The sequence below is a fragment of the Silanimonas sp. genome, assembly GCF_044377035.1.
Classification (GTDB): Bacteria; Pseudomonadota; Gammaproteobacteria; order Xanthomonadales; family Xanthomonadaceae; genus Silanimonas.
This window is the reverse complement of sequence record NZ_JBILJW010000006.1, coordinates 34,312-54,601: the sequence shown is the minus strand read 5'-3', so window position 1 is coordinate 54,601 and position 20,290 is coordinate 34,312. Positions and strand designations below refer to the sequence as shown.

The following is a 20,290-nucleotide window of genomic DNA, read 5'->3' as shown; positions in this document are numbered from 1 at the left end:
GATGGGAACAAAACCGCCCGAGTATCCCCGCGGCGGACGTCAAGCGGGCGTCAGACCTCGCCGCCCGCGGTGAATTCCCGTGAATCGCGAGCGCGTTGCGCCCGGGCCTCAGTGGTGGGCGTGCTCGTCGCCGGAGGACTCGCCCTTCGACGCCGTCACGGCGACATCGATGACCGCCTCGGTGCCGCTCTCGAACACCAGCGTCACCGGCACCACGTCGCCCTCGGTCCACGAGCGGGTGACGTCGATGAACATCAGGTGCTTGCCACCGGGCTGGAAGGCCGCCATGCCGTCGACCACCAGCGGCACGCCGCCGTCGATCGGGCGCATCTGCATCACGCCGTCCACCTCGGCCATGTCGTGCAGTTCGATGCGGCCGACGCCCTCGGCGCGCGCGCCGACCAGGGTTTCCGGCTGCGCGGTGTGGTTCATCAGGTGCATGTAGCCGGCAGCCACCGTGGCGCCGGGCGCGAGCGGTCGCGACCACGGCTCGTGCGCCATCAGGCCCACGTGGGCCGAGGCCGCGGGTTCCGCCGCGGCCGGAGCCGGGGCTTCAGGCGCCGGGGACGATTCTGGAGCGGTCGGTGCCGCGGGCGCTTCGGCCTGGCAGCCGGAAAGGATGAGGGCGAAAGCGGTGGCGAGGGCGGCGGACGTCGGGCGCATGGCGTGGGCGGTTGGTGTGGGAGAGAAGGAAGGACGAGCGGCAGACTGCCGCATCGCTCCGGTCATGTGTAGTCGAGCGACTGTGCCTTGCCACCAAACACGCGGTAGGCGAACACCGTGTAGCCGATGATCACCGGCAGCACCACGCAGGCGCCGACGAAGATGATCATCAGCGATTCGGGCGCCGCCGCAGCCTGCCAGATGGTCAGTCGATCCACCACGAGATACGGGAACAGACTGTAGGCAAGGCCGTAGAAGGCCAGCATGAAGATGCCAATGGCGCCGCCGAACGGTACCCAGGCGCCGTACTCGTTGCCCTCCGCGAGGCGCGTGGGCAACCGCCGCAGGCTTCGATCGACCACGAAGAACAGCACCGCCGTGGCCACCGGCACCGGCATCAGCAGCACGATCCACGGCAGCGCGAACCACTTGTCGAAGATCCGCTCGGAAAGCATCGGCGTCGCCAGCGACACCGCGGCGATGCCCAAGGCCGTGAGCCACAGGCTGCCGCGCGCCCAGCGCACCGCCTGCTGCTGCAGCGCGCCCTCGGTCTTGATGATCAGCCAGCCCGCACCGAGCAACGCATAGCCGGCGACGAGGCAGACGCCGATCAGCACGCCGAAGGCGAACGCCCCCCACCCAGCCTCGAAGCCCATCACCAGTTGTCCCAGCATGAAGCCCTGCGCCAGCGTCGCGATCAGCGAGCCGGCATAGAAGGCGCGGTTCCACGCCGCCTTGTGCTGTGCCTTGGCCTTCACCCGGAAATCGAAGGCCACGCCGCGCAGCGTGAGGCCCAGCAGCATCAGCGCCACCGGCAGGTACAACGCCTGCAGGATCACGCCGTGAGCCATCGGGAAGGCCACCAGCAGGATGCCCACGCCGAGCACCAGCCAGGTCTCGTTCGCATCCCAGAACGGACCGATCGACGCGACCATGCGGTCCTTGTCCTCGTCACTGGCGCGCCGCATCAGCACGCCCACACCGAGGTCGTAGCCATCGAGCACCACGTAGGCCAGCATCGCGAGGCCCATCACCACGGTGAAGGCCACGGGCAGCCAGCCGGCCGGCGTGGACAGATCGGGAATGGTCGTAATCAGCCCCACCGTCGCCGTCATCGTCATCGTGCCCATCTCAAGCCTCCTTCGCCGTCAGGCCCGACGAAGCGTCGGCGAACGGCACGACGCCCGGCCCCTCGGCCTGCGGCGTTTCCGCGCGCGTGCCGGCCTTCCGGGCCATGTAGAAGACCACGCTGATGTAGGCCGCGAGCAGCACCGCGTACATCACGAGATAGCCCACCAGCGTCAGTCCGATCATCGGTGCGGGCACCGCGCTCGCGGCATCGGCGGTGGTGAGCACACCCTGCACCAGCCAAGGCTGGCGACCGATCTCCGTCGTGTACCAGCCGGCGATCACCGCGCCCCAGCCGGAGAAGGTCATCAGCACCAGAACGCGCGACAGCCACGGCGTCGGCTCGCGCTTGCGCTTCAGCACCCACGCGCCCCAGAAGCCAACCGCCAGCATCGCCATGCCGATGCCCACCATGATGCGGAAGGCCCAGAACACCGGCGCCACCGGCGGGTGCTTGCCTTCGAACTCGTTGAGCCCCTTCAGTTCACCGTCCGGGTCGTGGGTGAGGATGACCGAGGCAAGCTTCGGCACTTCCACCGCCATATGCGTCGTTCGCGCCTCTTCATCGGGGAACCCGAACAACACCAGGGGAACGCCGCGCTCGGTCTCCCAGATCGCCTCGATGGCGGCGATCTTCTGCGGCTGGTGCTTCAGCGTGTTCAGGCCGTGGAAATCCCCCAGCACGATCTGCACCGGGATCAACAACGCGCCCATGAACACACCCGTTCGCATCGCTGCCAGCACCGCCGGCGCACGGTCGCCGCGCAGCCAGCGGTAGGCGGAGAGCCCCGCCAGCAGGAAGGCGACGGTGAGGAACGAGGCCACCAGCATGTGGCTGAAACGCCAGGGCATCGACGGGTTGAAGACGATGGCCATCCAGTCCGTCGCGTGCGCCACGCCGTCGCGCAGTTCGAAGCCCTGCGGCGTGTGCATCCACGAGTTCAGCACGATGATCCAGAACGCCGACATCGTGGTGCCGAAGGCGACGAGGAAGGTGGCCAGCGTATGGATGCGGTTGCCCACGCGCTTGAAGCCGAACAGCATGATCCCGAGGAAGGTCGCCTCGAGGAAGAAGGCCGTCAGCACCTCGTAGGCCAGCAGCGGCCCGGCGATGTTGCCGACGCGCTCCATGAAGCCCGGCCAGTTGGTGCCGAACTGGAAGCTCATGGTGATGCCGCTCACCACGCCGAGCGCGAAACTCAGCGCGAACACCTTCACCCAGAAGCCGTAGGCGTCCATCCACTTCGCGTCGCCGGTCCGGCCGAAGCGCCACTTGAAGAACAGCAGCACCCAGCCCAGTGCAATGGTGATGGTGGGAAACAGGATGTGGAAGCTGATGTTGGCCGCGAACTGGATGCGGGCCAGCAGCAGTGGGTCGAGTGCATCAAGCATGGCTCTTGCCTCCGATGAAGCGGTCACGGGCGTCCAGCAGCTTCCCCACCTTCTTGCCGAGCTTCATCAGCTCCACGAGGCGCTCCTGGTCCATGGCGCGCACGTCCTCGAACCACCCCGTGGTGAGTTCGATCAGGTCGTGCATCTCGCGCATGCGCTCCTGCGCATGGCGGTCGGCGGGGTCGGCGGGGGATTCGAGCAGCGCGTCGCGGAGCATCGAGAGGGTCGGGTCGACCTCGCGCTTGCGCCGCTCCTCGGCGAGGGTCTGGAAGATGGCCCAGACGTCCTCGGGGGCGGAGAAGTATTCGCGGCGGTCGCCGGGAAGGTGCTGCAGCTTCACCAGCCGCCAGCTCTGCAGTTCCTTCAGGCCCATGCTGACGTTCGAACGGGAGAACGCCAGCCCTTCCGCAATCTCGTCGGCGTTGAGCGGCCTCGGGCTCACGAACAGCAGGGCGTAGATCTGCCCGACCGTACGGTTGATGCCCCAGCGGCTGCCCATCTCGCCGAAGTGGAGGACGAAGCGCTGGACCAGCGGACTGAGCATGGCGTTCACGTAGTTTCAGGAATTTCTGAAATTCTAGGCATCCCCGATCCTTGCCGCGTGAAGAGTCGAGACTCCGTTCGACCGGCGTAAACTTGCGCCCCCACGGAATCCGGCTCGCCCATGCGCACGCTCGCTCTGACCGCCGCCCTCGCGGTGGCCGTCCTCGCCCTTTCCCCCGCCGCGGCGCAGAACCGGGGCGCCCGGACACCCGCCGCGCCGCTGGCCTGCGCCGACTTCAACGGCCACGCCAACCATGCGTGGCGGTTGGCGAACCCGGCCTCGGCCGCCCAACCGGAGCGCAGCCGCCTGGCCGAACTCGGCGCCAGCGCCGCGCAGAAGCAGGCCGCCCTGCTGGCCGCCGCGGCCACCAGCCCGCAGAACGATCAGGAAAAGACGCTGGGGGCCTTCTGGGCCGCGGGCATGGACGAGGCCGGTCTGGAGCGCCAGAGCGCCGCGGCGGTGCAGACGCTGTTGGCCCCGCTCGCCCAGCTGCGCCGCCCCCGCGACCTCGCCAAGGTGGGTGCCGCCTACCACGCCCTCGGCGTGGCACCGATGGCTGAATTCGTCCGCCTTGAAGCCACTGACGGTGGCCGCCGTCCGCTGGCCGCCGTGCCGGCCGCCCTCGGACTGATCGATCCGGCTTTCTACACGACGAATGACGCCGAAGTGCGGACGCTGCTCGGCAAGTACCGCACCTATGTCGAGGCGGTGCTGCGCGCCAGCGGCCTGCCCGACGCCGAAATCAGCCCGGCCTCCGAAGCCGTGCTGCAGATCGAGACCCAGCTCGCCCAGGCACTGGTCGGCGAAGGCCCGGAGGCCCGCAGCAGCGACACCCTGCGGGCGCAGGACCGCCGCTTCATCGCCCTCGGCTTCGCCGACCTGCTCAAGCAGCTCGGTGCGCGCAGCGAAGACCTCGTGGTCGTCAGCCCGGCCTACTTCGCCACGCTCGGCCAGATCGCCAGTGCGGAGCGCGACACCAAGCGCCTGCAGTGGTACCTGCGCTTCCGCGTGCTCAACCGCTTCGCCCCGGAACTCGGCGGCACCTTCCGCAACGCCCATGGCGGGTTCTTCGCGCAGATCCTGCGCGGCCTGCCCGCGGCACCGTCGCGCGCGGAGCACATGGACACCCTGCTGCGCCGCACGCTCGGCGGCCTGAACGACGCGGCCTTCAACGCCCGCCATGCGCCGGAGGCCCGCCGCCAGCGCGCCTTGGCACTGGCTGAAGGCGTGCGCGCCGCCGCCGTCGAGATGGCGGGCAAGGCCGGAGCCACCGAAGACGCGCAGCGCCTGCAGGCCATGCGCTTCGACATCGCGGGCAACGGGTCAAACACTTTCGACGCGACCGGCCTCGAGTTCCGCGCCGACGACCATGTCGGCAACCTGCTGCGTTACGGGCGCTGGGCGGAGGGTCGCATCCTCGCCGACCGCCCCCTCGCCATCGATCCGCTGCCAGCTCGCGTTCCTGCCGTGCAGTGGCTGACCGGCACCGACACGCTGGCCATCACGGCCGCGGCCCTTTCGCCGCCCCTGCTCGGCGACGCCGGCACCACGGCGGACGCGGCCGACTATGGCGCCCTGGGCGCACTGGTCGGCCACGAACTCGCCAAGCGCCTGACGCCCGGCAACCGCGGTGCCGCGCTCGGCCCGCTCTACAACGGGTTCCAGGCCGCACCGGGCCTGCGCGTCGATGGCGCACGCACCCTGCCGATGAACCGAGCCGACCTCGCTGGCCTCGAATTCGCCTGGGCAGCCTTCACCAAGGCGCAGCCGCAGGCGGATGCCAACACGAAGAAGGCCTTCTTCACCGCCTGGGCGAACCTCTGGGCCAAGACCCAGACCACCGAGGCGCTTCGCGCCGAGGTGCAGGGTTCGCCGTACGCGCCGGCCGCCTTCCGCGTTAATGGCCCGCTCTCGCAATTGCCCGCTTTCGGCGAGACCTACGGCTGCCGCGTGGGCGCCGTGATGCGCGCCGCCAACCCGATCGGGGTGTGGCGCTGATGGCTCTGGTTCCCGGTCAACGCTGGTTTTCGTCCGCCGAGCCGGAGCTCGGTCTCGGCACCGTGCTTCGCATCGCGGGCCGCAGCGTGCAACTCGTCTTCACCGCCTCCGGCACCGTGCGCCAGTACTCGCTCGAAGCCGCGCCCCTAGTCCGCGCGGTGTTCCGCGCCGGCGACCGCGTGCGCATGGACGGCAAGGAGATCGCCATCGAGTCGGTGGAAGAGCGCGCCGGCCTCGTCTGGTACCGCGCCGGCAACGATGAATTCATGGAAGGCGCGCTCGATGCCGAGCAACCGGTGTCGAAGGCCGACCAGCGCCTGATCAGCGGCCGCATCGACCGCAACGACCAGTTCGAACGCCGCGTCCGCACGCTCGACCTCCGGGCCCGCGCGCGCCGCCATCCTGGCTGGGGCGTGCTGGGCGCCCGCGTCGACCTCATCCCGCACCAGCTGCGCGTGGTCGAGACCGCCGCCGCGCGCCGCACGCCGCGCCTGCTGCTGGCCGATGAAGTCGGCCTCGGCAAGACCATCGAGGCCTGCGCCATCGCCGCGCAGCAGATCGCCAGTGGCCGCGCCAAGCGCGTGCTGGTGCTGACGCCGGAAAGCCTCGTCAACCAGTGGTTCGTCGAACTGCTGCGGCGCTTCAACCTGCCCTTCGCCATCTATGACGAGGAGCGCTGCGAGGCGCTCGAGATGAACGAGCCCTCGAGCAACCCCTTCGAGGACGAGCAGTTCGTGCTCGCCTCGGTGGATTGGCTCACCGAGCACGACAAGCGCATGAAGCAGCTGGTGCAGGCCGGCTGGGACCTGCTGCTCGTCGACGAGGCGCACCACCTCATCTGGACGCCCGAGTTCGAAAGCCCCGGTTACACGCTGGTGGCGGCGCTCGCCAAGCGCGTGCCCGGCCTGCTGCTGCTCACCGCCACGCCGGAGCAGCTCGGCCGCGGCGGGCACTTCGCGCGCCTGCGCCTGCTCGATCCGGCGCGCTACACCGACCTCAAGAGTTTCCTCGCCGAATCCGACCGCTTCGTCGCGCTGTCGCAGCTGGCCGAACGCATCGAGGCCGGCGACGTCACCCGCGCCGATGGCGAGGCCTTGAACGACCTGTTCGCCAACGACCGTGAATGGCTGGACGCCACGCTGGCCGCCATCGAAACCGGCGACCTTGTCGCACGCGAAGTGCTCATCGACGCGCTGGTCGACCGCCACGGCACCGGCCGCGTGATGGTGCGCAACCGCCGCGCCGCGGTCGGTGGTTTCCCGAAGCGCATCGCCCACGTCGACCTGCTGCCCGCCACCGACGATTCCGAGCTGCTGGGCCGCCTGCGCGCCGAGTTCGCCTTCGAAGTCGGCGATCTCGACGAGGAGCCGGTGCACGACTACGCCAAGGACCCGCGCCTCGACTGGCTGCTGGAGACGCTGAACGCGCTCGGCGGCGAGAAGGCGCTGGTGCTCTGCCGCTCCCGCGCCAAGGTGCAGGCCATCGAGGAGGCGCTGCGACTGCGCTGGGGCCAGCCGGTCGCGCGCTTCCATGAAGACATGAACCTGCTGCAGCGCGACCGCAATGCCGCGTTCTTCGCCGACCCGGACGGCGCGCGTGTGCTGATCGCCTCGGAAGTCGGCGCCGAAGGCCGCAACTTCCAGTTCGCCCAGCATCTGGTGCTCTGGGACCTGCCGCTGCACCCCGACATGCTCGAGCAGCGCATCGGCCGCCTCGACCGCATCGGCCAGCCCGGCGACGTGCACATCCACGCCGCCGCTGTCACCGGCAGTGCGCAGGAGGTGCTGCTGCGCTGGTACCACGAAGGCCTCGACGCCTTCCGCGGCGTGGTGCCGGACGGCCGCGAGCTTCTGCGTCGCAGCGTCGATGAACTCGTCGCGCTGGCGGAAGCCGATCCCATCGGCCGCGAGCCCGCGCTCGAGCAGCTCATCGCCGACACCCGCGGCGCGCATGCCGAGCTCGCGGAACAGATCGCCCGCGGCCGCGACCGCCTGCTCGAACGCGCCAGCCAGCGTGCGGAGGCCGATGAACTGCGCGCCGCCCTCGCCGAGGACGACGCCGACCTCGTCTCGCAAGAGGCCATGCTCGAACTGCTCGAAGCCTTCGGCGTCGAGAACGAGCCACTGGGTGAAGGCCGCTTCCTGCTCGATCCGGAGTACCTCACCGTCGACGGCTTCGACGCGCTGAAGGGCGGCGCCCGCGAGGCCACCTGCGACCGTCGCTTGGCCCTGTCGCGCGACGACCTGCTCTACCTGCGCGCCGACCACCCGTTGATCCTCGGCGCGCAGGACCTGATGCTGAGTTCCGAGCTCGGCAACGCCTGCCTGCTGATCGACGAAACGCTGCCACCGCGCACGGCGCTGCTCGAAGCCATCTACGTGCTCGAGTGCATCACCGACGCCAAGCTCAACATCGCGCGCTTCCTGCCGCCCACGCCGCTGCGCGCCATCGTCGACACGCGCCTGCAGCGCCGCGACGATTTCGCGCCGGATCCCGATTCGGTGGCGAAGGCGTCCGACCGCCAGTTCGACCTCTCGCCGATGCGCAAGGTGATGAACAGCCTCGTGCCGCCGATGCTCGGCGCCTGCGAAACCAGCGCTCGCCGCGATGCCGCGACGGTGATCGCCGAAGCAGCCGAACTCGCCGAGACGCGCTTGGGCGGCGAACTCGCCCGCCTCGAATCGCTGGCCCGCGTGAACCCGGCCGTCAGCGAGTCCGACGTGCAGGCCCTGCGCGACGAGCGCGAGGCCGTGCTGGCCGCCCTGCCCGGCGCGCGCCCGCGCCTCGACTCGGTGCGGCTGATCACCAGCCCGGATTTCCTGCTGCTGCGACGCTAGCGCGCCAAGCCACGACGCCGTGCTTCGGCGCCGTGGTCGTGCTGTCCTGCCTCAGCGCACCGAGCGCAGCGTCGGCCGACGCTTGCCGAACGGCGGATCGCCGCGCCAGTAACGCATCACCAGCCAGGCGCCGAGCATGCCGCCGAGGTGGGCGAAGTGCGCCACGCCGCCCGGCGAATTCAAGCCCATGAACAGTGCGAGCCCGGCGAGGATCATCACCAGGTACTTCGCCTTGATCGGCACCGGCGGGATCAGCAGCATCAGCTGCTGGTTGGGGTACATCAGGCCGTAGGCCAGCAGCAGGCCGTAGGCGAGGCCCGAGATGCCGAGCGCCGGGCCGGGCGGGAACACACCGGCGAGTCCGAACAGCAGGTGCACCGCGCCGGCGGTGAGGACGCAGGCCAGCACGAACTGCACATAGCGGCGCGTGCCCCACTGCGACTCCAGCATCGCCCCCAGCATCCACACCATGAAGGCGTTGAAGAACAGGTGGATGAAGTCGTCATGCAGGGCTGCGTAGGTGACGAGCTGCCAAGGCAGAAAACCACCGCCGCCGAAGCCTTCGCTGCCGACCGGCCACAGGGCGAACCACCGCACCATCGGCTCGCCCACCAGCCATTGCAGGGCGAACGTGCCGGTCAGGATCCACAACAAGTACAGCGTGACGGGAGGCAGGCGCGGCACAGGGCCCTCGGGGCAGTGGTGAAGACGCCCGGATGATACCGGCGTCAGCGTTTCGTTCGCGTCGCGGCCGGCGGCGCCCAAAGCAGGGCATCCAGCGTTTCCGCCGCCGTGCGCCGCGGGCTGCGGACGCGCCCGTTCTCCACGACCACCCCTTCGGCACGCAGCCGCGCCGACTGCTCGGCGAAGCCGGGGCTGTCCGCCGGCATCGCGATGCGCCCATCCGAGCGCAGCACCCGGTGCCAAGGCAGTGCCGGGTCGGTGTTCTCGCTGAGCACCCGCGCCACCAGCCGCGCACCGCGAGGGAAGCCCGCCTCGCGAGCCACCTCGCCGTAGCCGCGCACCTCGCCCGCCGGGATGCGGCGGATCACCGCGAGGATGGCCTTGGCGTTCGTCGTCATGGTCATGGCGGTACGATACCCGCACCCAAGGAACCCGCCATGCAGAACTTCGAACAGATCCGCGGCCACGTGCAGTCGCACTTCCGTATCACCACCAACGACCCGTACGTGCTCTGCGTCGAACTGTCGCTGGACGCCGGCAAGCGGCACCAGAGCGTGTTCCTGGCCGAACTCGAAGACGACGACGGCCGCCGGCTGCTGCGCGCCAGCACCATCATCGCGCCGATCACCGGCATCGACGCGCGCCGCATGCTCGCCTACAACTGGCACTCCCGCGTGGGCTGGCTGGCCATCGGCGAACTTGACGGCGTGCCCTACCTGCAGCTCTGCGAGAACCGCCCCTACGCCGGCCTCGACGGCGCAGAACTGGACCGCTTGGTCCTCGAGATCGGCGGCCAGGGCGATCGCATGGAGCGCCTGCTCTCGGCCGGCGGCGACCTGCTGTAACGCCCGGCGCCAGCCCCATTGGTAGACTCCCCGCCCGTCCCTCTCCCGCCCCACCATGCCCGACGACCCTGACTTGCGACGATTCCTGGCGCTGACCCCGGAGCCGCGCCCGTGATCGAGTTCCTGCTGATCATCGTCCTGACCCTCGCGAACGGCTTCTTTGCGATGTCCGAAATGGCCGTGATGACCTCGCGCAAGGGGCGTCTCAAGCAGCTGGCGAAGGAGAGCCGCGGCGCGCGCAAGGCGCTGGAGCTGGCCGAGCATCCCGACGGCTTCCTGTCCTCGGTGCAGGTGTGGATCACCCTGCTCGGCCTGCTGCTCGGCCACTTCGGCGCCGAGACCTTCGCGGTGCACCTGCGCCCGCCGCTGCTCGAATCGGGCCTCGACCCGAAGTGGGCCGAGTGGATCGCCTACGCCGTGAGCTTCGCGGTGATCCTGTACGGGTCGGTCGTGTTCGGCGAACTCGTGCCGAAGCGCGTCGCCACGCTGTATCCCGAGCGCATCGCCGCCCTCGTCGCGCTGCCGATGGGCGTGATGACGATGGTCGCCAAGCCGTTCGTCTTCATCCTCGCGACGTCGACGAAGCTACTGCTGAAGCTGCTGCGCGCCGATCGCAGCGACGGCGACCGCGTCACCGAGGAAGAGATCCGACTGCTGGTCGCCGAAGGCCACGAGCAGGGCATCATCGATGCCGACGAGCAGGCGATGGTGAACCGCGTGCTTCGCCTCGGCGACCGCAGCGCGGCCAGCCTGATGACGCCGCGCACGCGCATCACCTGGCTCGACGCCAACCTGCCGCTCGAGGACAACCTCGCCACCATGCGCGAGACGCCGTATTCGCGCTATCCGGTGTATCGCGGCAACGATGCCGAGGTGCTGGGCATCCTCGAAGTGAAAAGCCTCACCGGGCGTCTCGGCCAGGGCGGCAGCGTCGATCTGTTCGCCACGCTGAAGCCCGCGCTGTTCGTCTCGGAATCGACGCAGTCGATGCGCCTGCTGGAAATTTTCCGCGAAGAGCAGCAGACGATGGCGCTCGTCGTCGACGAATACGGCGAAGTGATCGGCGCCGTCACCGCCAGCGACCTCCTCGGCGCCGTGATGGGCCGCGGCCAAGCCCCGCACGAGGCCAGCGACGAAGAGCCGCTGCTCGTGCAGCGCGATAACGGCAGCTGGCTGGTGGACGGCCGCCTGCCCAGCGACGAGACGCGCGAGCTGTTGCGCGTCAGCGCACTCCCCGGCGAGGAAGACCACGATTTCCACACCATCGCCGGCATGGTGATGGCGCAGTTCGGCCGCATCCCCGACGCTGGCGAGCATTTCACCTGGGAAGGCTGGCGCATCGAAGTGATCGACCGCGACGGCGCCCGCATCGACAAGCTGCTGGTGGAGCGCCTTGAGCGCGACGAAAGCGCCGAGGCCTGACCGCGGCGCATGGATGACGGGCTGACCACGCAGCGGCTGTTCGAGCGGATCGCGCGCGACCATCCCGGCACCCTGCCCCTCGCCGACCTGCTCGACGCCTTCAGCGAGCGCGCTTTCGGGCTGTTCCTGCTGTTGGCCATCCTGCCTGCCTTCCTCCCGCTGCCCGCCGGTGCCGGTGCCATCAGCGGCCCGCTCGTTTCACTGGCCGGGCTGCAACTGCTGGCCCAGGCCGAGCACCCGTGGCTGCCGCGCTGGCTCCAACGGCGGCCGGTGTCCACGGCTTCGCTGGACCGCTTCCGTGTGCGGCTGGCGCGACCTCTGGCCTGGCTGGAACACGTGAGCCGTCCGCGCTGGCCCGCGATGATCGACCACCCGGCGGCGAAGGCCACCAGTGGGCTGTTGCTGGTGGTTCTCGGCGGGCTGCTGGCCCTGCCCATCCCGCTCACCAACTACCCGTTCGGCCTCGTGCTGCTGGTGTTCGCGGTGGCCCTGATCGAACGCGATGGGCGGACGCTGGCGATGGCGTGGGCCCTCGGCGTGATCGAGGTGCTGTTGGTCGCACTGTTTGTCGACGACGTCGCCAAGCTGCTGCTCAGCTTCGGCGAGCGCGTGGCCGCCTGGTTCTGAGCGGCGGCGCCCTTCGGCGCGGCGGTCGCGGCGCTCAGCCGAACAGCCGGCCCACGTCCTCGGCGGGCAGTGGACGCCCGAGGTAGAAGCCCTGGCCCAGCGGGCAGCCGCGTTCGCGCAGCAGATCGTGCTGCCCCACGTTCTCGATGCCCTCCGCCACGACCGTCACGCCGAGCGAATGCGCCATCGCGATGACGCCGCTGGTGAGGGCCAGGTCGTTCGGGTCGCGCAGCAGGTCGGTGATGAAGCTCCGGTCGATCTTCACGCCGTCGACGGGCACGCGGCGGAGGTGCGAGAGCCCGGAGAAGCCAGTGCCGAAATCGTCGAGCCAGACGCCGACGCCGAGCGCGCGCAGGCGGGTGAACGCCGCGGTGGCTTGGGCCTCGTCGCGCAGGATGGCGGTTTCGGTCAGTTCGAGGTGTAAGCGATTCGGATCGAGGCCGGTGCGCTGCAGCGCGCCTTCCACGGTCTCCGGCAGGTTGCCGAGCGAAAGCTGGCGGGGCGAGACGTTGATCGCCACGAACGGCGCGCGCGTGCCGTGCGGGACGGGCCAGCGCGTGGCCGCGCGCATCGCCTCCTCCAGCACGCGGTGGCCGATCACCTCGACCTGGCCGCTGTCCTCGGCGATGCCGATGAAGATCGAAGGCGGCACCAGGCCGAGCTCCGGATGCGTCCAGCGCAACAATGCTTCCGCGCCGACCGCGCGCCCATCCGTGAGGTCGAAGATCGGCTGGAACGCGAGGCTCATCTCGCCGCGCTCCCAAGCGCCGCGCAGGTCGTGCTCGAGGCGCACGCGCCGTTCCACTTCCTCGTCGAGCGCGAGCGAGTAGAAGCGGAAGCAGCCCTTGCCCGCCGCCTTGGCCTGGTACATGGCCATGTCGGCGTTCTTCACCATTTGCGCCGCCGAGGCGGCATCGTCGGGAAACACCGTGATGCCGATCGAGCCGGAGACGACGAGATCGCGATCCTGCAGGGTGAGCGGCGCGCTGATCGCCGCGAGGATGCGACCAGCGAGCGACTCGGCGCGCTGGCGGACGTCCGCCTCGGGGAACAGCACCACGAACTCGTCGCCGCCGAAGCGTGCGAGTTCCGCGCCGTCGATGCCTTCCTCGGCGCAGGCGCTGCGGATGCGCGCGGCGACGTCGACCAGCAGCTCGTCGCCAACATGGTGGCCGAGGGTGTCGTTCACGCGCTTGATGTCGTCGAGGTCGATGAACATCAGCGCCAGCTCGCCACTGCTGGCCTGCAGGGTCAGCAGCCGCGACTCCAGCGATTCGCTCAAGGCCAGCCGGTTGCCGAGGCCGGTGAGCGGATCGGTGTAGGCGATGCGGCGGATGTCGCGTTCGTGGCGCGCAACCGACTCCGCCATGCGCGAGAAGACCTTGGTCAGGTCGCCGATCTCGTCGTCGCGGGCCGCGAGGTTCCGCGCCTCGGCGTAGCGCCCCCCTTCGACGGCGAGAGCCGCCTCGGCCAGGGCGCGGATCGGCTTCAGCACGTTCCGGCGCAACGAATACAACCCGATCAGGCCGAAGCTCGCGATCAGGGTCAGGCCGCCGAGCAGCCAGCGCACGTGGGCGGCACGCGTTTCCGCCAACCGGGTTTCCACGGTCCGGCTCCAGACCTGGGCGGCGCGCGCGCCCTCGTCCATCGAAAGCCCCAGCCGCACCCAGCCCACCCGCTGCTCGCCGAGGCGCACCGGCGCGCTCAGGTGCAGCAGGCCATCGGCCCAGTGGGCCTCGATTCCGCCGCGCAGAGCCTCCGCGGGCGCGCCCCCCACGGGTGCGAGTTCGGGCAGCGACTCGCCGAAGCGCGCGATGTCGCGGCTGCCGTCATGCACGATCCGGCCTTGCGCGTCGGCGACGAGCACGTATTCGACGTCGGCCTGCTGGCCGGTGTTGCGTGCGTACTCGCCGATCCGCTCGAGGTCGAGGAAGTACAGCGGGTTGGCCACTGCGTTGGCGAGCTGGTTGGCCAGCGCGGAACCGCGCTGCTGCAAGCCATCGCGCACCACGTCGAGGACGAGGGCGTCGCCGCCCTCCCGCATCGACACGAAGCTGCGCTGCTCGCGCCAGATCAAACCGGCGAAGATCAAGGCCATCGTGCCCACGCAGAGCATGACCCAGCCAAGCATTTGGGCGCGCAAGGTCCAGCGGAACGTCACTCGATCGCCTCCCGGGTACGGCGGGCGGCTTCGGACAGCACGTCGAGTGCCGCGGCATTCTCGGGCGTCAGTTCGACGAATCGGGTGGTGCCGAAGAAGCGCCGCAGCGCGGGCGCGGCATCCGGGTCGACCGAGGCCTGCAGCAGGACGGTGCGCAGGCGGTCGCGCACGCGCGGATCGAGGTCGGCGCGCACGATCTCCATGGCCCTCGGCGCGCTCATGCTGCGGCCCACGACGCGCAGCGAGGCTGCGCGCGGATCGCGCTCCTGAAGCTCCGCGAAGTCGACGTCGCTGAACGCGCCCGCATCGACGACGCCCTTCATCACCCACGTGGCGATGTTGGCTTCGGTGTTGCCGAAGACGTAGCCGACGCCGCCGCTGCGCGGACGATCGGTCGGCGACGGCAGGATCTCCATCGGCACGCCGGCATCGAGCAGGGTGATCGCGGGCAGCAGGTAGGCACTTGTCGAGCCCGGGTTCTGCAAGGCCAGGCGATAGCCGCGCAGGTCGCCGATCGTCCGGATGGGCGAATCGTTGCGGACGAAGACCACCGAGCGGTAATGGCTCACGCCGTTGCGTTCAGTCAGAAGCAGCACCGGGGCGCTGGCGCGGTTGATCAGGGTGAGGCCGGTGGCCGCGGTCTCGGTCACCCAGTCGACGCGCCCGTGGCGCAAGTAGCTCGTCATCCGCGACGTATCGCGCGCCATCAGGATGCGACCTTCGCGGATGCCCACGTCGGCCATGCGCGGCACGACATAGTCGAGCAAGGGTTTCAGCTGGTCGTAATGCCGTTGGGGATCGTCGCTGATGCGTCCGAGGACGAGGACGCCGGGATCGGCCGCGGCGAGAGGCGCCAAAGCCATGAACACCATCGCAGCGACTGCACGAAACCGTTTACGCCCGTCCATCCTCAGCCTTGACACCGTGTAACCCGCCGAGTCTGACACGGATTGACGTTTATTGTGACTTCTTGGCACCGGCCAGTCGTGCCATGCGCTGCGCATCCGCGAGGATGCCGTGCAGCACGCGCACCTCGCGCTCGTCCGGCGCCGCGCGCAGGAACAGCCGACGCAGTCGACGCATCACCGTCATGCCGCTACGGCCCTTGTGGAAGTCGATGTCGTGTAGGGCTTCGTCGAGGTGCGCGAAGAAGCGCTCCATCTCGTCGTGCGTGGCCGGCGGGCGCTCGTCGAGCGGATCGCGCACGGCGTCCACGCCCGCTTCGGCCATCGCGGCCAAGCGCAGCTCGTAGGCCAGCACCTGCACCGCCTGCGAGAGATTCAGCGAACTGAAGTCCGGATCGGTGGGAATGCACACGGATGCGTGGCAGAGCTGCAGCTCGGCGTTCTCGAGGCCGGTGCGTTCCGGGCCGAACACGAGGGCCACCTCGCCGTGACGGGAGGCCTCCAGCAGCCGGACGGCCGCCTCCCGAGGCGTGAGCTCGGGCATCGGCACGGCGCGCTGCGTCGCGGTGCTGCCCAGCACCAGCGTGCAGCCGGCCACGGCCTCGGCCAGCGTCGCGGTGATGCATGCCCCGTCGAGCAGGTCATCGGCGCCCGCGGCCAGCGCCGAGGCGTCGGGATGCGGAAATTTTTCCGGGGCCACGAGGTGCATCGCCCCGAACCCCATGGTCTTGAGCGCGCGGGCCGAAGACCCGATGTTGCGCGGATGCTGGGTGCCCACCAGCACCATGCGGACCCGTTCAAGCGCGCGCAAGGTTGCCTCCGGGGAATCGGTTAAACTCCGCGCCGGCCCGGCAACGACCGGTCCATCGTTCTTCACACAATCCAGCGGAAAGAGGCGGGCAGCGCATGCAGAACCCTGTCGTCAATGTCATGGTCAAGGCCGCGCGTGCCGCGGGTAACGTCCTGCTGCGCAACATGTCGCGCCTCGAGAGCCTCAACGTCGTCGAGAAGGCCCGCCAGGACTACGCCAGCGAAGTGGACGGCCTCGCCGAGCGCGAAATCATACGCGAGCTCAAGCGCGCCTACCCCGACTACGCCATCCTCGGCGAGGAAACCGGCCAGACCGGCAAGGGCCGCTACACCTTCATCGTCGATCCGCTCGACGGCACCTCGAACTACCTGCGCGGCATCCCGCATTTCTGCGTCTCGATCGCCCTCGTGGACAACGGCGAGCCGACCGACGCGGTGATCTACGACCCGCTGCGCAACGAACTTTTCTGCGCCTCGCGCGGTGCCGGTGCCGTGCTCAACGACCGTCGCATCCGCATCAACACGCAGCGCGAGATCGGTGGCGCCGTGTTGATCAGCGGCTTCCCGCCGCGCGAGCGCAAGCGCATCGGTCCGCAGCTGAAGTGCATCGAGATGCTGCTGAAGGACGCCGAAGACGTGCGCCGCACCGGTTCCGCGGCGCTCGACCTGGCGTGGGTCGCCGCGGGCCGTTCCGACGGCTATTTCGAGGCCGGCGTGAAGGCTTGGGACATCGCTGCCGGCATCCTGCTGGTGCGCGAGGCCGGTGGCCGCGCCTGCGACTTCAAGGGCCGCAACGAGAAGATCCTGTTCGAAGGCCAGTGCATCGCCGGCTCGATGAAGGTCGTCGATGCCGTGCAGAAGGCCGTGCAGGAATCCGGCTGGCTCGCCAGCTTCGCGCCGCCGCCGCTGAACCCCGACGCCGCGGCCTGAGCGCCGCGCCTCAGCGCGCCTGCGAGGCGATCAGGTGCGCGAGGCGGTCGGTGTTGAGATTGCTCGCCAGACGGAGCTCGCCGGAGGTGAGCATCCTCGGCATGCGCTTCATCACCCACGCAAGGTCGGCGTCCGGCGGTAGCGGGACGTTCGGCAGCAGGCCCAGCCAGCCGTTCCGCCCCCCCTGCTTCACCGTGTAGAGGGCGAGGTCGGCCAAGGCCACCACCGCTTCCCAGCCCAGCGCCTGCGGCGAGGCTGCATCCCACGGCAGCGGCGCCCAGCCGATGCTCGCGGTGAGCGGCAGTGGCGTGCCGTTGTGGATGAAGGGCTCCCCGGCGATGGCATCGCGGACCCGCTCCGCCAACTCGGCCGCACGCTCACGCTGCGTGTCGCGAGCGACCACGAGGAACTCCTCGCCGCCCCAGCGCACCAGGTGGTCGCTCGACCGGAACACGGCGCGCAGACGCTCCGAGAACTGGCGCAACAGTTCGTCGCCGGCCGCGTGGCCGTGGCGGTCGTTGACCGCCTTGAAGTGATCGACGTCGATCAGGAACACCACCATGTCGTTCGCCGCTTCGGTGGCGGGCGGGTGCGCCTTCCGTCGGACCCAGAGCGCCATCTCCGAAGCCATCTGCAGCGACATGAAGCGGCGGTTGCGCAGGCCCGTGAGCGGGTCGGTGAGGCTGGCCTCCTCGAACTCGCGGGTCCGCACGCGTAGCGCTTCCGACAGGACACGCAGCTCCGCCGTGCGCCGCTCCACTTCCTGCTCCAGCGTCATGCGTGCCCGCTCGAGGGCCCGCGTGCGCCAGCGCACCAGCAGGGTGGTCGCGAGGGCCGCGAGGGCGAAGGCGAGCAGCACGAATGCGGGCGTCTGCCACCAGCGCGGCTCGACGACGATCGTCAAGGCTTCCCGTGCCTCGCTCCACTCGCCGCTGCGATTGCCGCCCTGAACGAAGAAGCGGTAGCGCCCCGGCCAGAGGTTGCCGTACGCGGCCACGCGGCTCTCATGGTTGGCCTCCACCCACTCCCGGTCCACGCCCTCGAGGCGATAGCGATGGTGGTTTCGCGTGGCGGCGCTGTAGTCCAGCGAGGCGAACTCGATGGTGAATCCGCGCCCGCCGGCCGGAACGCGGAACTCGCCGGCCATCGGACCGACCGGCTGTCGGCGGCCATCGACGTAGACATCCGTCACCACCACCGGTGGCGCGAAGGACCACGGCACGAAGGCTTCCGGCCTCACCACCAGCACGCCCTCGCGGCCGCCGTACGCCAGGCGGCCGTCGCCGAAGCGGGCGTAGGAGCGGAACCACCCCGTGCCCACCTGCGCGCCATCGATCGGCAAAAGCTGACGGAACCGGTCCGTGGCCGGATCGTAGAGGGCGCGCTGGCTCCAGATCCGGCCGTCCGCATCGTCGAGCAGGTTGGCGCCGAAGCTCACGCCGCCCTCGCCGTGGCGGGCGCTGATGGCCTCGAAATCGACGGCAGCGTCCGCCCGGCCGATGGCACGGTGCAGTCCGTCGGCATCCACCCAGAGCCGGCCCTGCCGATCGACGAGCACCCCATTGACGTCGAACGCGTGCGCCTCGCCGTCCAAGCGCGTCTCGACGCGGCGCAGCGTCCGCTGCACCGTATCCAGCCAGAACAGGCCGGAACTGCCGCCGACCCACGCTCCGCCGGCATCGAAGGCCATTGCCTCGACGCTGCCTTCGACGCGCCGATCGTCCGCGTCGCCGATGCGTTGCGGCGTGCCGCCCTGGGCATCGACGGCGAACAGGCCATCGGCAGTGCCCACCCAGAGGCCGCCGTCCGCAGCCGGCCACAAGCGACGCACCGCCGAACCCTCGAGGAACTCGGGGCCCGCCACGCGCTGGAATTCCGACCTGCCGCTGCGACGCAGGAAGAGCCCGCGTTCGGTCCCGACCCACAGGCTGCCATCCACCCCGGCCGCCACGCCCGACGGTTGGTCGCCCTCGAAGGCACCAGCCTCGGAGCCGCCCGGCCGCAGGAGCTCGCGCAAGGCGAGATCGGCGCCCATGCGCACCACGCCCACGCCGGCCAAGCCGAGCCACAGCCCGCCGTCGTTGTCCTCGCCCATGGTCAGCACGTTGAACTGGGCCATCGCGGGATCGACCCCGGGCTGGTAGCGCCGGCTCAGCAGCCCCCTTGGTCGCGGATCGGTGCGCTGCACGCCGCCACCGAAGCTGCCCACCCAGAGCAGGCCGGAGTCGTCGACCAGCAGCGCGCGCACCTCGGCCGGATCCAGCCCGAGGGCCTGGCCCGGCACGGCGCGGATGGGCCGCAGCAAGCGCGCGTCCTCCGCCGCATGCACATCGATGCCGCCGGGGTGACCCACCCACACCTCGCCCGGCAGCGGCTCGGCCACCGAGCTGATGCCGGTGCCCAACCAGCGCCGCACTACCCCCGGAGACGGCGCCCCGGTAGCGGTGACCACCGCGTAGGGCAGCACCGCGACCTGGCCCTGCTGCGCCCCCACCCAGAGGTCACCGGACGCGATCTGGGCGATGGCGCGGATGCGCGCATTGGCGAAGCCCAGTGGATCGCCCTCGTCGGAAAGCACCCGCTCGAAGACTTCCGTCCCCGCTCGGCGTCGCACGAGGCCCCGCCAGGTCCCCACCCAGAGATGGCCGTCGCGATCGACATGCATCGCCGAGATGCGGTCATCGGGCAAGGAGATCGACGATGTCGGGTCGTGGCGCCAGACTTCCGAGCGGCGCGTGCTCGGATCGAGCCGGGTCAGACCGCCGCCCGTCGAACCGATCCAGATTCCGCCCTCGGCATCGTCGGCCAGCGCACGGATGGGCAGCAGGCGAACGCCTTCCGCCTCGCCGAAGCGTTCGAAGCGATCCGTCGCGGCGTCATACCGTGCCACGCCCTCGGACTCGGTGCCCACCCAGATGCGCCCGTCGCGGGCGCGGTGCACCACGCGCACCACGTTGCCCGGAAGGCTGGACGGGTCGTCGGGCTGTGTCTGGTAGAGGCGAAAGCGGTAGCCGTCGTAACGCACGAGGCCACCGGTGGTGGCGATCCACAGCAGGCCCTGCCCGTCCTGCGCGAGGCCGGTCACGACCCCTTCCGGCACCTGCTCGACGTCGCCGACGCGCTCGAACATCAGCGGGGCCGCCGGGGCCACCGACGCAGAGACCGACGGAACAACGCCGATGAGACCGAACGCGAGGACCAGGCCACGGAGCGCATGCCGCCACGCGGGCAAGCGCCGCGCCACGCCCCATCGCTCCGAACCACCTGACCACGCCGAGCGTCCCGTCATCCTCGCTCCCCTCTGCGCCGAGGGCGTCACTGTACCCGGAACGACGAAGGCCGCG

General features: G+C 70.0%; 16 protein-coding genes. 6 read left to right on the top strand and 10 right to left on the bottom strand.

Going from position 1 to position 20,290, the window contains the following annotated elements; genetic code table 11:
* Positions 1 to 108: 108 nt before the first annotated feature.
* The 4 genes from ACIQ6S_RS04655 to ACIQ6S_RS04640 all read right to left on the bottom strand — a co-directional run bounded on the left by ACIQ6S_RS04655 (position 109) and on the right by ACIQ6S_RS04640 (position 3,727).
* Positions 109 to 663, bottom strand: coding sequence for a copper chaperone PCu(A)C (locus tag ACIQ6S_RS04655; RefSeq protein ID WP_397607337.1), 555 nt, complete (start codon positions 661 to 663; stop codon positions 109 to 111).
* A gap of 62 nt (positions 664 to 725) precedes the next feature.
* Positions 726 to 1,793 (bottom strand): cytochrome d ubiquinol oxidase subunit II, encoded by a 1,068-nt coding sequence (locus tag ACIQ6S_RS04650; RefSeq protein WP_397607336.1) that lies wholly within the window; start codon positions 1,791 to 1,793, stop codon positions 726 to 728.
* Position 1,794: 1 nt separating this feature from the next.
* Positions 1,795 to 3,183, bottom strand: a complete 1,389-nt coding sequence (locus ACIQ6S_RS04645) for a cytochrome ubiquinol oxidase subunit I (protein ID WP_397607335.1) — start codon at positions 3,181 to 3,183, stop codon at positions 1,795 to 1,797.
* Positions 3,176 to 3,727 (bottom strand): GbsR/MarR family transcriptional regulator, encoded by a 552-nt coding sequence (locus tag ACIQ6S_RS04640; protein ID WP_397607334.1) that lies wholly within the window; start codon positions 3,725 to 3,727, stop codon positions 3,176 to 3,178. The genes ACIQ6S_RS04645 and ACIQ6S_RS04640 overlap by 8 nt, the downstream gene beginning before the upstream one ends.
* Before the next feature lie 120 nt (positions 3,728 to 3,847).
* On the opposite strand from ACIQ6S_RS04640, the gene ACIQ6S_RS04635 reads away from it, so the two are divergent.
* Together ACIQ6S_RS04635 and rapA are read left to right on the top strand one after the other, a co-directional pair.
* Positions 3,848 to 5,725, top strand: a complete 1,878-nt coding sequence (locus ACIQ6S_RS04635; RefSeq protein WP_397607333.1) for a M13-type metalloendopeptidase — start codon at positions 3,848 to 3,850, stop codon at positions 5,723 to 5,725.
* Positions 5,725 to 8,562, top strand: coding sequence for an RNA polymerase-associated protein RapA (gene rapA, locus ACIQ6S_RS04630; protein WP_397607332.1), 2,838 nt, complete (start codon positions 5,725 to 5,727; stop codon positions 8,560 to 8,562). Before ACIQ6S_RS04635 ends, rapA begins: the two co-directional genes overlap by 1 nt.
* A 51-nt stretch (positions 8,563 to 8,613) precedes the next feature.
* Here rapA and ACIQ6S_RS04625 read toward each other — a convergent pair whose 3' ends face one another.
* Positions 8,614 to 9,246, bottom strand: a complete 633-nt coding sequence (locus ACIQ6S_RS04625; protein WP_397607331.1) for a rhomboid family intramembrane serine protease — start codon at positions 9,244 to 9,246, stop codon at positions 8,614 to 8,616.
* Between the two features lie 44 nt (positions 9,247 to 9,290).
* Complete coding sequence (locus ACIQ6S_RS04620; RefSeq protein ID WP_397607330.1) at positions 9,291 to 9,650, bottom strand: MGMT family protein; 360 nt, start codon at positions 9,648 to 9,650, stop codon at positions 9,291 to 9,293.
* Between the two features lie 33 nt (positions 9,651 to 9,683).
* On the opposite strand from ACIQ6S_RS04620, the gene ACIQ6S_RS04615 reads away from it, so the two are divergent.
* From ACIQ6S_RS04615 to ACIQ6S_RS04605, 3 genes are all read left to right on the top strand, one after another.
* A complete protein-coding gene (locus tag ACIQ6S_RS04615) occupies positions 9,684 to 10,091 on the top strand; it encodes a hypothetical protein (RefSeq protein ID WP_297867259.1) in 408 nt (135 codons plus the stop codon).
* 111 nt (positions 10,092 to 10,202) lie between these two features.
* Positions 10,203 to 11,513, top strand: coding sequence for a hemolysin family protein (locus tag ACIQ6S_RS04610; protein WP_397607329.1), 1,311 nt, complete (start codon positions 10,203 to 10,205; stop codon positions 11,511 to 11,513).
* A gap of 9 nt (positions 11,514 to 11,522) precedes the next feature.
* Positions 11,523 to 12,140, top strand: a complete 618-nt coding sequence (locus ACIQ6S_RS04605) for an exopolysaccharide biosynthesis protein (RefSeq protein WP_397607328.1) — start codon at positions 11,523 to 11,525, stop codon at positions 12,138 to 12,140.
* A gap of 34 nt (positions 12,141 to 12,174) precedes the next feature.
* Here the strand turns inward: ACIQ6S_RS04605 and ACIQ6S_RS04600 are convergent, their stop codons facing one another.
* From ACIQ6S_RS04600 to ACIQ6S_RS04590, 3 genes are all read right to left on the bottom strand, one after another.
* Positions 12,175 to 14,301, bottom strand: coding sequence for a putative bifunctional diguanylate cyclase/phosphodiesterase (locus ACIQ6S_RS04600; protein WP_397572049.1), 2,127 nt, complete (start codon positions 14,299 to 14,301; stop codon positions 12,175 to 12,177).
* Positions 14,298 to 15,164, bottom strand: a complete 867-nt coding sequence (locus ACIQ6S_RS04595; RefSeq protein WP_397607327.1) for a phosphate/phosphite/phosphonate ABC transporter substrate-binding protein — start codon at positions 15,162 to 15,164, stop codon at positions 14,298 to 14,300. Before ACIQ6S_RS04595 ends, ACIQ6S_RS04600 begins: the two co-directional genes overlap by 4 nt.
* Before the next feature lie 94 nt (positions 15,165 to 15,258).
* Positions 15,259 to 16,017, bottom strand: a complete 759-nt coding sequence (locus ACIQ6S_RS04590; RefSeq protein ID WP_397607326.1) for an RNA methyltransferase — start codon at positions 16,015 to 16,017, stop codon at positions 15,259 to 15,261.
* A gap of 95 nt (positions 16,018 to 16,112) precedes the next feature.
* Between ACIQ6S_RS04590 and ACIQ6S_RS04585 the strand changes: the two genes are divergently transcribed.
* A complete protein-coding gene (locus ACIQ6S_RS04585; protein WP_397607325.1) occupies positions 16,113 to 16,946 on the top strand; it encodes an inositol monophosphatase family protein in 834 nt (277 codons plus the stop codon).
* 10 nt (positions 16,947 to 16,956) lie between these two features.
* On the opposite strand, the gene ACIQ6S_RS04580 is transcribed toward ACIQ6S_RS04585, so the two are convergent.
* Positions 16,957 to 20,235, bottom strand: a complete 3,279-nt coding sequence (locus tag ACIQ6S_RS04580; protein WP_397607324.1) for a diguanylate cyclase — start codon at positions 20,233 to 20,235, stop codon at positions 16,957 to 16,959.
* Positions 20,236 to 20,290 lie beyond the last annotated feature (55 nt).

Coding starts and splice junctions, on each gene's coding strand:
- ACIQ6S_RS04655 (WP_397607337.1), bottom strand. CDS start 663: ATGCGCCCGACGTCCGCCGCCCTCGCCACCGCTTTCGCCCTCATCCTT.
- ACIQ6S_RS04650 (WP_397607336.1), bottom strand. CDS start 1,793: ATGGGCACGATGACGATGACGGCGACGGTGGGGCTGATTACGACCATT.
- ACIQ6S_RS04645 (WP_397607335.1), bottom strand. CDS start 3,183: ATGCTTGATGCACTCGACCCACTGCTGCTGGCCCGCATCCAGTTCGCG.
- ACIQ6S_RS04640 (WP_397607334.1), bottom strand. CDS start 3,727: ATGCTCAGTCCGCTGGTCCAGCGCTTCGTCCTCCACTTCGGCGAGATG.
- ACIQ6S_RS04635 (WP_397607333.1), top strand. CDS start 3,848: ATGCGCACGCTCGCTCTGACCGCCGCCCTCGCGGTGGCCGTCCTCGCC.
- rapA (WP_397607332.1), top strand. CDS start 5,725: ATGGCTCTGGTTCCCGGTCAACGCTGGTTTTCGTCCGCCGAGCCGGAG.
- ACIQ6S_RS04620 (WP_397607330.1), bottom strand. CDS start 9,650: ATGACCATGACGACGAACGCCAAGGCCATCCTCGCGGTGATCCGCCGC.
- ACIQ6S_RS04615 (WP_297867259.1), top strand. CDS start 9,684: ATGCAGAACTTCGAACAGATCCGCGGCCACGTGCAGTCGCACTTCCGT.
- ACIQ6S_RS04605 (WP_397607328.1), top strand. CDS start 11,523: ATGGATGACGGGCTGACCACGCAGCGGCTGTTCGAGCGGATCGCGCGC.
- ACIQ6S_RS04595 (WP_397607327.1), bottom strand. CDS start 15,164: ATGGCTTTGGCGCCTCTCGCCGCGGCCGATCCCGGCGTCCTCGTCCTC.
- ACIQ6S_RS04585 (WP_397607325.1), top strand. CDS start 16,113: ATGCAGAACCCTGTCGTCAATGTCATGGTCAAGGCCGCGCGTGCCGCG.
- ACIQ6S_RS04580 (WP_397607324.1), bottom strand. CDS start 20,235: ATGACGGGACGCTCGGCGTGGTCAGGTGGTTCGGAGCGATGGGGCGTG.